9 protein-coding genes are annotated in these 10,509 nt (G+C 56.8%); 1 reads left to right on the top strand and 8 read right to left on the bottom strand.

Annotation, left to right across the window (positions count from 1 at the left end; translation table 11 throughout):
• Positions 1–674: methyl-accepting chemotaxis protein (locus BN874_RS04500; protein ID WP_230314325.1), on the top strand; the 674-nt coding region annotated here is incomplete at its 5' end.
• Between the two features lie 88 nt (positions 675–762).
• Here the strand turns inward: BN874_RS04500 and BN874_RS04495 are convergent.
• The 8 genes from BN874_RS04495 to BN874_RS04460 all read right to left on the bottom strand — a co-directional run bounded on the left by BN874_RS04495 (position 763) and on the right by BN874_RS04460 (position 10,377).
• Positions 763–1,842: an efflux RND transporter periplasmic adaptor subunit gene (locus BN874_RS04495; RefSeq protein WP_034431106.1), complete on the bottom strand. Its 1,080-nt coding sequence runs from the start codon at positions 1,840–1,842 to the stop codon at positions 763–765.
• Between the two features lie 42 nt (positions 1,843–1,884).
• Positions 1,885–2,490 carry a TetR/AcrR family transcriptional regulator gene (locus BN874_RS04490; RefSeq protein WP_034431105.1) on the bottom strand — a complete coding sequence of 202 codons (606 nt, stop codon included), beginning with the start codon at positions 2,488–2,490 and terminating at the stop codon, positions 1,885–1,887.
• Positions 2,491–2,606: 116 nt separating this feature from the next.
• Positions 2,607–4,601 (bottom strand): helix-hairpin-helix domain-containing protein, encoded by a 1,995-nt coding sequence (locus tag BN874_RS04485; RefSeq protein WP_051497410.1) that lies wholly within the window; start codon positions 4,599–4,601, stop codon positions 2,607–2,609.
• Positions 4,585–5,454: a PP2C family serine/threonine-protein phosphatase gene (locus BN874_RS04480; RefSeq protein WP_051497409.1), complete on the bottom strand. Its 870-nt coding sequence runs from the start codon at positions 5,452–5,454 to the stop codon at positions 4,585–4,587. Before BN874_RS04480 ends, BN874_RS04485 begins: the two co-directional genes overlap by 17 nt.
• Positions 5,455–5,605: 151 nt before the next feature.
• Positions 5,606–6,040, bottom strand: a complete 435-nt coding sequence (locus BN874_RS04475) for a PIN domain-containing protein (protein WP_051497408.1) — start codon at positions 6,038–6,040, stop codon at positions 5,606–5,608.
• Positions 6,021–6,251, bottom strand: coding sequence for a hypothetical protein (locus tag BN874_RS04470; protein ID WP_034431103.1), 231 nt, complete (start codon positions 6,249–6,251; stop codon positions 6,021–6,023). Before BN874_RS04470 ends, BN874_RS04475 begins: the two co-directional genes overlap by 20 nt.
• Entirely contained in the window at positions 6,248–9,685 is a 3,438-nt protein-coding gene (locus BN874_RS04465; RefSeq protein WP_034431102.1) for an Eco57I restriction-modification methylase domain-containing protein, read from the bottom strand. Before BN874_RS04465 ends, BN874_RS04470 begins: the two co-directional genes overlap by 4 nt.
• A complete protein-coding gene (locus BN874_RS04460) occupies positions 9,682–10,377 on the bottom strand; it encodes a vWA domain-containing protein (protein WP_034431101.1) in 696 nt (231 codons plus the stop codon). The genes BN874_RS04465 and BN874_RS04460 overlap by 4 nt, the downstream gene beginning before the upstream one ends.
• Positions 10,378–10,509 lie beyond the last annotated feature (132 nt).

The following is a 10,509-nucleotide window of genomic DNA, read 5'->3' as shown; positions in this document are numbered from 1 at the left end:
AGGAGGTGTTCGCTCACTATGGCCCACCGGCCCGCGCGGCAGTGGGAGCGGCCCGCGCCGGTGAACAGGGTCGAGGATTCGCCGTCGTCGCCGGTGAAGTGCGCAAGCTGGCCCAACGCAGCGCCGACGCCGCCAAGGAAATCAAATCACTGATTACCGACAGCGTGAACAAAGTGGAAAGTGGGGGGAAACTGGTCGAGCAATCCGGCCAAACCCTCAAGGAGATCGTCGTTTCGGTGAAGAAAGTCAGCGACATCGTGGCCGAAATCGCCGCTGCCAGCCGCGAACAGGCGGGCGGGATTGAGCAGGTCAACAAGGCGATTCTGTCCATGGATCAGGTCACTCAGCAAAACGCCGCGCTGGTCGAGGAAACCGCCGCCGCCAGTCATGCGATGGGTGAGCAGGCCCAGGAACTGCAAAAGCTGATGGGTTTTTTCACGCTGGATCAGCGGGCCGTAGCGACCAACAGAGTTGCGACCGCGCCGCGTTCGCCGACTTCGGCCAAGTTCGCCACTTCTGTAAAGGCGCGTCCCGCCGCTAGACCGCTCCCGGTCAAATCCCAACCGGGTCATCACCGGCGTCGGCCCGACCCTGATCCTGTCGCGCAGATCATACCGGTTGGAAGAAAAACCACGGCTACTACTGCTGCCTCCCAGGAGTGGGAGGAATTCTAGGCGGGACTTTCGCTTTCCGTCATTCCCGCGAAAGCGGGTATGACGAATTCAAGAGCTGGTTCTGAAATAACTGCAAGGCTGGAACCTCTCATGGGACGTTGTCCAGTAGCCGGATTTGCTGGTTCGGGTAGAGTTTGTGGACACCGGCGGTGACCACCCGCTGGCCCGGCACGAGACCGCTGGCAATCGTAACCTGGTTGTTATCCTGGAAGGGACCCAGCGTGACCGGTTGCAAAGTCACTTTCAGGGTTTGCGCATCTACCACCCATACCGCTGGTCGACCGTCGCGTTCGGTAATGGCGGTCAGCGGCAGGCGAACCGAGGCTTCTGCAACCCGATGCCGGGATTGAACTGCGGCAGTCATCCCCAACTGCACCGCGTCGTCGGGATCCATCAGCGTGACCTTAACCCCGTAGGTACGGGTGAGCGGATCAGCCAGGGGCGAAATTTCCCGGATACGACCTTGGTAAAGCTTGCCGGGAACCGCCCAGATCGTAATGGAAACATCCTGGCCCATGCTTAATTCATCGCGGCGGTTTTCCGGGATGCTGATCGCGATTTCTTTTTCGCCCGGCAGCGCCAAATGGAGTACCGGCTGTCCCGCCGCCACGATCTGACCGACTTCGGCCTGCATCGAGGTGACGACGCCGGCCCGGTCGGCCTGCAACTGGGTGTAGCCGGTCTGGCGAGTGCCCCCTGAAAGCTGTGATTGTGCCTGGTCAAACCGGGCTTGGGCGGCTTCGTAGGCACTGCGGCGAGCGTCAAAATCGCTGAGACTGATCAGCTTGCGAGCCAGCAATGCCTTGGCGCGTTGCCATTCAGCGTGCGCTTGATCGCGGTCAGCGCGGGCAGCGCCCAGTTGCGCCCGCAACGCTTGCTCGGTCAGCGCCAGATCGCCCGGGTCGAGCTGCATCAACATCTCGCCGGCGCTGACCGACTGGCCCACTTCAACGGGCCGCCCTGTAATCTTGCCACCCACCCGGAATGCCAGCGGAATTTCATAGCGCGCCCGCACCTCGCCCGCATATTGCGCGGTCAGATCCAGCGGCTGGGAAGTCGTAATCACGGTTTTCACCGGACGGATCACCGGCGGCGCATCCGAGGATGCGGGCGAGCAAGCAGCCAGCAGGAGCAGGGCCACCGGCAGGAGGGCAAGGAATGGATTCATGAATGAACGGCCTGGTGAAGAGGGTGAAAGTGACACGGTGGGTCAGGGTTGGCTGATGAAACCGGCCAGATAATGATCGATCAGCGACTTGGCGACCTCCTGAATCGAACGGCCGCCGGCCATTTCCAGCGTTTGGTCGAGGCTGAGGATGCAGATTCCATGAACGCCGCTCCACAGCGCCCGGGTCGCCAGAGCAATATCTGCTGGGGAACGGTGAGGACAGAGCAACATCAGTTGACCTTGCACCAGATCGAAGGTCCGCGCCACCTTTTCGGTGAGAGAATCCGGCGCTGGCTGATCCTCTGGCAGCCGGTGTTGATAGATCGCCCGCCAGCGGTTGGTTTCCGTAAGCGCAAAGGTGATGTACGCCTGGGCCAGCGCCCGGACCGCCACTGGCGGCGGCGGCTGGTCGGCAATAGCGGTCGCCAGCGCAGTGTGAAGCCGCTCCAGCGTCCGCTCGTTCATCTGAACGATCAGGTCGTCCAGATTGCGAAAGACCATGTACAAACTGCCCACGGTATAGCCGATGCGGGCAACCACCTTGCGAGTACTCAAACTGCCCAGCCCGTTCTCAGCGACCAAGTACTCGGCAGCTTGCAGCGCGATAGCCCGGAGTTCCTCGCGGGTATGTTGGTTGCGTCTGCCCATCGGCTTTCTCCTGTACGTGGCGACGGCCTGAGAAGCGGGATAAAAACGTAGCTAAACTGTAGGGTATGCAAGGCGTACCCGCTCTGAGCGTGCGGTATAAAACAGTTCTACAGGCGTTAAATCCGTTGACGCCGCCAGAGGGTATCCAGTCTGGGAGGAAACACCCGCAAATCGGCCTGAGCTTGGGCTTCCCGCATCGCCTGACGGATCAGGGTGATATTGATCTGGGCGCGATGCTTGAGAATATCTGCCTTGATTTTAGCCAGTTCGTCAGAAGCTGCCAGTAGCTCCCGCTCGATACGCACCCGCTCTTGGGCAAAGTGTCGGCGCAAATCGGCGATGGCAGCGGGATCAACCCCTTTGCAGGGATCATAGCGGAAGCGTTGCTCCAGCGCCCGCCGCCAGTCCAGCAGTGCCGCTACCCGCTGGCGACCGAGGCGCTGACCGAAGCCGGGCACGGTTTTCAGCGCTTCGGCGCTGACATCAGCGGCGGTTTCGATGCCGTAGGATTCCAGCGCCATTCGGTGAGTGGTGAGAATGCCGGGAATCTGGGCAGCGTCAATGAACTGGTTTTCCAAAAACGCCTGCAACTGAATCTGGCGCTGATCGGCTTCCAGCCGTTGCCCCTCACGCTGCAACTCGGTCGGCAGGTTGCGGTGCCGGTCACGCAGGGCGCACAACTGATGCAGCCGGTCTGCAAACAGTTGCCCGGTGGCGCGCTGGTTCCAAACGGTGTGCAACTCCTGCCGTTCGCGCCGGGCGGCCAATAAGGCCAGCCGCCGGCGCTGGTATTCGCGCCGAACCGCTGGATTTCGCAGCAGCGACCAGGCGATGACTGCCAGTGGCAGCCATAGCCCGCTCAGTCGGGGTCGAATCAGCATCGCCGCCAGCGCCACGCCAGCGGTGAGCGCCGCTTTGATCCCGTTGCTGCGCTGGACCCGCCGCAGCAGTTCGGGAAGCGGGGTCGGGAGGATGGGGATACGCGATGAAGGCGAGGGCATGGCTTCGTCGCGGGGTGGCGCGACCGCCAGAATGCGGCTCCAAACCTGATCCAGGTCAAAATCGGGCAGTCCAGCCAGCAGCTCGGCCACCACCGTGTGGGGCGCTGGCAGGAAAAATAGCGTTCCGCTGACCCGTTCCAGCTCACACCACGGGCAGTCCCGCAGGTGTCGCGGATATTTATGCACACTATTTCGGCCACAGCTACGCAGTTCGCGGCTCAACCGTTCCAGCGCCTGTAGCCAGTCGCGGGCGGTGGGGCGACCCTGAGCCAAACTGGGCGAAGCGAAGGCGCGCTCAAACAAGTCGGTGATTGGGTGAGGCAAAGCGGCAAACGGCAGGATATAGGGCGGCGGCTCCATTTGCCGTGATCCGGCGTGGCGACCAAAAGCAAACCGCAGTTCCTGAATGGCACGCTCAATCGGCATATCGCCTTTGCCCTGATAGCGTCCAGCGAAAGGGTGGCGACCCATGAACAGCAGATGGAAACACAGCAGCGCCAGACCAAAGCCGTCGTGATCCGGGGTGCGTTGTAGTCGGTGGAAGGAGCGGCCCTGCAATTCCGGCGCGGTGAATTGCGGGACGCCGACATCGCAGGGAAACAGCCGGCCATCGACGTTGATTTGGAACGAATCGCAGTCAATCAATTTGACCAGCGCCTGGGGCGAGATCACCACATTGCCGGGATTGACATCACCGATGACGTGACCACGGGCATGAATCGCTTCAAATGCGCTGGACAGATTGCGGGCCGCGTGAACCAGAAACGACCAGTCAGCGTGGGGAAACGCTTTTTTACGATGCGCCGGGCCGTACAGGCTATGGATTTCGCGGTAGCCGTTGACCCGGGGCATGATAAAGCCCTGCACCGGCCCCTCGGGCTGGGTGCGCAACATATCCACCGGCCAGGCGGCAATGTCCAGCAGGCCGGGATGCGCCTGCCGGACCATCCCCTCCAGCTTGAGGGTTTTATCGGCGCTGATCGGCTGGTGATAAATTTTGGCGACGAAGCCAGGTCGCCCCGCAATTTGGTGAACCGTACCCTCACCGCCCCGCCCCAACGCTTGACCCAGTTCGAGCGGTTGACTTGCGCCGCTATACCGTATCGTCACGGCAATCTTCCCGAAGGGCGCACCCGGACACGTCGGGGTCAGAGTCGGAATCAGCATCCGTCAGGGTTATTGGTGGGATAACCCGGCTGGCTAAAATCAGGGTTTTGTCATCGTGGGTGCGCTGGTTGAGGTGCGGTGCGTCCAGAAAGCGTTCCAGTGCGCTGATTAAATCCGCCGGACAGCCGGGTTCGGGAACGGTGCGCAAGCGTTGGAACAGCGGGCGGAAAAACGGCGCGTGAGCCTGCCGGTTTTGATAATGCAGCGCCAGCGGTTGCAACCCATCGGTCAGTAGCGCGATTTCGGCGACGGGTTCGGCCAGGATGGCGAATTCCAGTCGGGTGGCGGCGTTCGGATCAGTCACGAACCAGGTTTCGTTGGCGTATTCGCCGGTTTGCGGCCAGAACACGGGGCGGTAGTCGTCGCCATTCCCGATCACAATAGCGCCGTCACCGATTTGCAAAAACAGCGCCCGGTCGGATGCCACTACCGCGCCGAGCAGGGTGCAGGCAAACTCGCGAACCGGCTGATTTTCTTCCGCCGCCCGTTGGATCAGGGCGGTTTGGATGCACTGCAACAGCCTTTCAGCAACGGCTCGCGTCCAGTCTTCCGCAGTCGCGGTGGATAACCAGGCCGTACCTTCAGCGAGGAAGGTTTGGCAGGCCAATTCGGCGCCGATGCGCGCTTCCGTGGCGCTACCGGCACCGTCCGCAGCAGCCAGCACCAGCACCGGATCGGCGTCGGCCATGGGCACCCGTTGAACCGCGCCGGCATCCTGACATTCGGTGCCACTGGCGCGATGCGCTACGCCGGGAACGCTGGCATAGACATAGCGCCAGCCGCCGATGATCTTCATGCAGGAATCCTGTTTGAGTTGTGAAAGCGCTACCGGTTGAGCCAAACCCTCCCCGCCGCTGACGCGGTTTCCCCCCCTTTGAAACAGAGGGTCAAGGGGGATTTCGTGGACAGACGCAACCACAATCCATTCAGAAGCACTATAGAATTGATTACAACGTCTCCAGCAATAACCCAGCAAAAGGATTGATAATTTCAAGTGAGTTAATGCGTAGCCCATGCTGCATATCTTCACTGAAAAGCGTGTCACAATCCGCAGCTTGTGCAGATGCCACGATTAAACTATCCCAGAACGAGAAACCGTAGCGTTCACGCAGTATGCTGGCTTGCTCGCACCAGTCTTCTTCAGGGCGAAACAGTTGGCAACGAACTTGTAATTCACCGATGAGTTGTCGTAGTTGCTGTTCGCTCCACTTCTGCTTACGCAAAAGATTGGCGCTAACTTCATTGATAATCTGTGGTGTGATCAGCGGCTGATTAAGATCGAAGATCAATTTTTGGGCAGCCAAATGCTTACCCAAATCACTCGCTGCTGGACGCGCCAATGCGTAAAACCAGAGGTTGGTGTCAACGCAAACGGTCAGCATAAATTTCATCCCGGGTTAAGGGTTGTGCGTCCGTCACGGTACGAGTGAATTGGTCGAAAAATGTCTGCCAATCCGCCGATGGAATACTTTCCTGTTTTGCTTTGACACCGTGTTGCTTTTCGATAAAACAAATATAGTCATACACTTGCCGAGCGAGGTTTTCTGGCAACCGTTGGGCCTCACGGTAAATGATTTCAGCAATCGCACTCATGGTTTTTCCTCTCGATAGGCGTGCAGCGCTGCCACTTTCACCGCTTCATCCACCAGCGGGAATGTGGTCAGAATATGGGTAAATTCCGCTTCGCTCAGGCCGTACAAATGGGCAATTCGTCCATCCAGTTCGGCGCGGAGTCGGGCGCGTTGCACCGGATCGGTGACGCCCTGTTGATGCGAACCTAAACCGACTTCTTTAGCGAGATCGTCAAATTCCGGCGCAGTGCAAATCAGTTGCGCGGCGCGGCTGACGATGGGCGCAAATGCGGAGTCTTGAGCAGTAAGGCGGGGAATCGGGAGTTGGTAAATATAGAAAAAATTTAATGTCGTAGTAACTTTCATCCGCAGAATAAAATCAACAACAAAACTGTTCCAAACTACGCATAGATAAAGCTGTTCACTATTGCTTAACAATCGCTTATTTTTTCCAAAAATTTGCACGGTTGGAATTTTATTTCCGTGAAAAGCTGGCGGAATAATACTGCAAACCATAGTTCTTTCATTCGTACTAGCAGCTATATCCCGAAATCCCAACCGATAACCTTGATAATCCAATTCCTCTCCGGTGTCTTGTTCCCGTCCCAACACTGCCGCCCGCCCTTCTTTCTCACTCACCCAGTACTTTGGTTTTGCATAGCCGTGTTCAAACTGCCAAATCATCTTGCCTTCGTACAAGGGCAATCGCCCCACGCCTGGTTCGGTTTTGAATAAATGACTGTCATTGGTCATGTGGAATTCGTTGGTTAAAACCAGATTCCAGGTTCCCGCAATTTTCTCGCCCAGTAGCGGAAAGCGCAGCATCTTTTCCGCAATCTGAATATCCAGGTCTGATTTGAATTCCATCACTGAATGCGAATCGGGCGACAGACGGTGGATCAATTCTACCGATAACTCCAGTGCCCCGGATTGCGGGAAATTCAGCAATTCCGCGACCTCATGGCGCATAAACGCCGCCGGGAACCGCTTGGTTTCTCCACCTTTATCAAACGTCAGCACCACAAATTTGAAACTACGATGGACGCCTTCAAAAATTTCCTTGCGATTCTCGAAACAGAACAGCCCGTTGATTTGGGTCTCTTGAAACAGCAAATCGCGCAAACCTTTCGCGCCTAAATCGGTATAAATCCCACTCGGAATGACAATACCGCATTGCCCGCCCGGTCGTAGCAGGTTGTAGCACTGCTCAACGAACAATTTATACAAGTTAATATCGGAGCCAGTTTTCTTGCCATTCACCACGGCGGTTTGATGCGGATACTGACGGGATGCCCGTAAATAAGCGGAGAGATGCGGAAAGCGGCTTTGGTAATCCAACCAGGCTTGGCGAATATCCTGGTCTTTCAACAAGTTTGTCTGTTCCTTTTCAAACTCCTTAATCGTCATTTTATTCTTGCTGACCAAATCCGAATGTTCAGCAAAGAATTCCTTGGCTTGCGGCTTAAAAATCTCCCACGGCGGATTGGTGATCACCGCATCAAACCCGCCGCGCTCATTCAGAATCACGTCGAACTCAAAACCCCAATGAAACGGATGCAGCGCCTCAATATCGGCCAGCGTCAACAACCGCTTGATCGGTTTACCGTCCTTGCCTTTTTGATCATCCCACGTCGTCTGCTCAAACTTGATCCCCAACTCGGAAAAATCCGCCAGCAGCAAATCATTCAATAACTCCTGCGCTCGCTGTTTCTGTTGCTCAATACTGTCACGCAAGGTGCGCAATTCATCGCCATAAATCCCCGCGCCATGGCGGTATTCCGCAATCAGCCGATTCTTATCATCCAGAACCTGGCGGTAAGTCTGCCGAAACAGATCGTGTTGCAACTTCTTCTCAAAGGCTTCGGCATTAACCCGCATCAACCCGATGAGCGAATTTCCCGCCAGGATATTGAAGTCAATATTCGGCAATGGCTCCAATTGCTCCACCGTCCGCGCCGACGACACCAGCGCCAGAAACAGCCGCAATTTGGCAATTTCCATCGCTTCTTCCATCAGATCAACGCCGAACAGATTATCGGTAATAATCGTTTTCTTGATGTAGTAATTCAGATTCGGATGCTCCCGTTCTACTTTTTGCAGCCATTCATTCAAATGGGGATCATTAAGAAACTTGATTCGCCCGATAATAGCGGAGTAGATATTGATCAGCGTTTTCATCGCCGCGACTAGAAACGCCCCCGACCCGCAGGCCGGATCCAGCAGCGACAACTGTGGCAACACCTTGAATAACAGCGTTCGGCACAAGGTTGCATCCAATCGCACCAGCAATTCCGGCACGCTGTCAAACTGCCGGGCGGGCCACTTCAATTCTGGCAGCGCCGGTTGATTCACCTTATCCAGAATCAACCGGTAAATCGTGCGCTCGCACAGATATTCAGTAATTTCAGTGCGGGTGTAATACGCGCCAAACGCCTTCTGGTTGATATATTTCTCGAAAATATAACCCAACACGTCAGGATTGATTTCGTCATCCTGACCGCCGGGCGTATCGTTCAAATTCCACGAATAACGGGCAAACAAGCTAAACAAATTCTCAAAGGCCCCATCAGCAATCGTGATCGCTGAATAACGCTGCTCAATCGAATGCGGTAAAAACAGACCGCCATTGAGATAGCGAATCTCGCCCAACATCGCCTTGGCGTTCTCGGAGCGCTCAGACCACGGTTTAGCGAAACCTTCAAAGAACAACACCCTCAGAAAGTCGCGATAAAACTGATCCGGGCCGCGCTGCTGGCTTCGCTTCAACTGATCATGCAGATAATCGGCATTGCCGCCATCGAGAAACTGTTTTTTCTGCAAAAACCAGATAAACATCAAACGATGCAGCAACACCGACGCATACCAGCGCTGGTCGCGCTCATCGGCAATCCCCAGTATCGCTTTGGTAAAATCCGCATGATCGTGTTGAAACTCGCGGAAAAACTTCCGGGTAACTCGCTCCACGTCCAGCGCGTGTTGCAGGCGCTGCGCTGTCTCCAGCAGCGGGAAATGGCCGTCCTTGTCCAATTCACTAATATCCACCACCATCCTGGAGATTTTGGCGATAAATAAATCGCCGGGCTGACCCCGGAAATAGGCATGTTCACGCGGCAGCCACTTCCCATCTTCGCGCTTAACCCAAGACCACAGGCTTTGACCAGGATCAGGCCGGCGGTCGAGAAAAATCAGCAGATGCTCATAAAACGACTGCCCAATCTCCCGATGAATTGCAGCGCGAGTTTTCGCATCAGGAATCTGGTGATCAGCGGTAGTCACTTCGATAACCGTGACTCCAGCCAATTGCGCGATATGCCGGTATTCCACCAGGACGCCCGCCCTATCCTGCTGGCTGGATCGGCGCAGCGCCGGTTGCGACCAGCCCAATTCCTCAATGAACAGGGTATGAAAATCGAATTGCTGAATCCGATCACGGCTGCGTTGAATGTTGATGCTCATACCGCCGCCCAACCGTTGGGCGCCGCAGGATTGCTCAACGGCACCTCAGTACCCGGCACCGAGCGCGAGACCGAGCGCATCGAATTGGAGAGCCACTGGAACATCTCGCGAAAGCGCAACCCTTTCAAACGCAAGGGCTGGCGAGTGGAAATCCGTTGCAGAATATCCAGATTGGCGCCTTCGACCCCAACCGCGAAGAAGGCGAAAGCGCGACTTTCCTCGCCCTTGAGCACCTCGGCAGCAGCGGTCTGCCAGTCGTCGGTCGGGCTGCCGTCGGTGATCAGGAACACCCAGGGCCGAAAGAAGGGAATGCCGTGTTCACGGTACAACGCCTTGCGCTGATTCAGCAGTTCCAGCCCTTGGAGGATCGCCAGCCCCATTGGCGTATCCTTGCGCGCAATCAGGTGTGGCGGGGTGAACTGCTCGGCGGTCTGGAACTCATTAACCACCTCGACCGGGCCAAAACTGACGATGGCGATTTCGACCCGCTTGGCCGCCAGACTGTCCGCCAGCAGTTCCTCCTTGAAGGTCGCCAGTCCTTGATTGAGTTCGCTGATCGGCGGTCCATTCATCGACCAGGAATTATCCAGTAGCAGGATGCAAGGGCAGCGCGGTTCTGGATTATCAGCGAATTCAGCGCCGCTGAAATCGGCGCTAAAGGGGGTTTGTTGGGGAAGCTCAAGTTCGTTCATGCGGCGAATCCTCGAATGCGGCGCGAGCGCGACCGGCTGAATATAGCCGATTTGCCACTGCGGTGGATGGCCGGAAACCGGCGCGGGAATACCCGGTATAATGGACGATGTTGCGGGATCAATCAGGAACAA

The sequence above is a fragment of the Candidatus Contendobacter odensis Run_B_J11 genome (genome assembly GCF_000531125.1).
In the GTDB taxonomy this organism is placed as follows: domain Bacteria; phylum Pseudomonadota; class Gammaproteobacteria; order Competibacterales; family Competibacteraceae; genus Contendibacter; species Contendibacter odensensis.
Note: the sequence above shows the minus strand (reverse complement) of the source record. Positions and strands in the feature narration are given on the sequence as shown.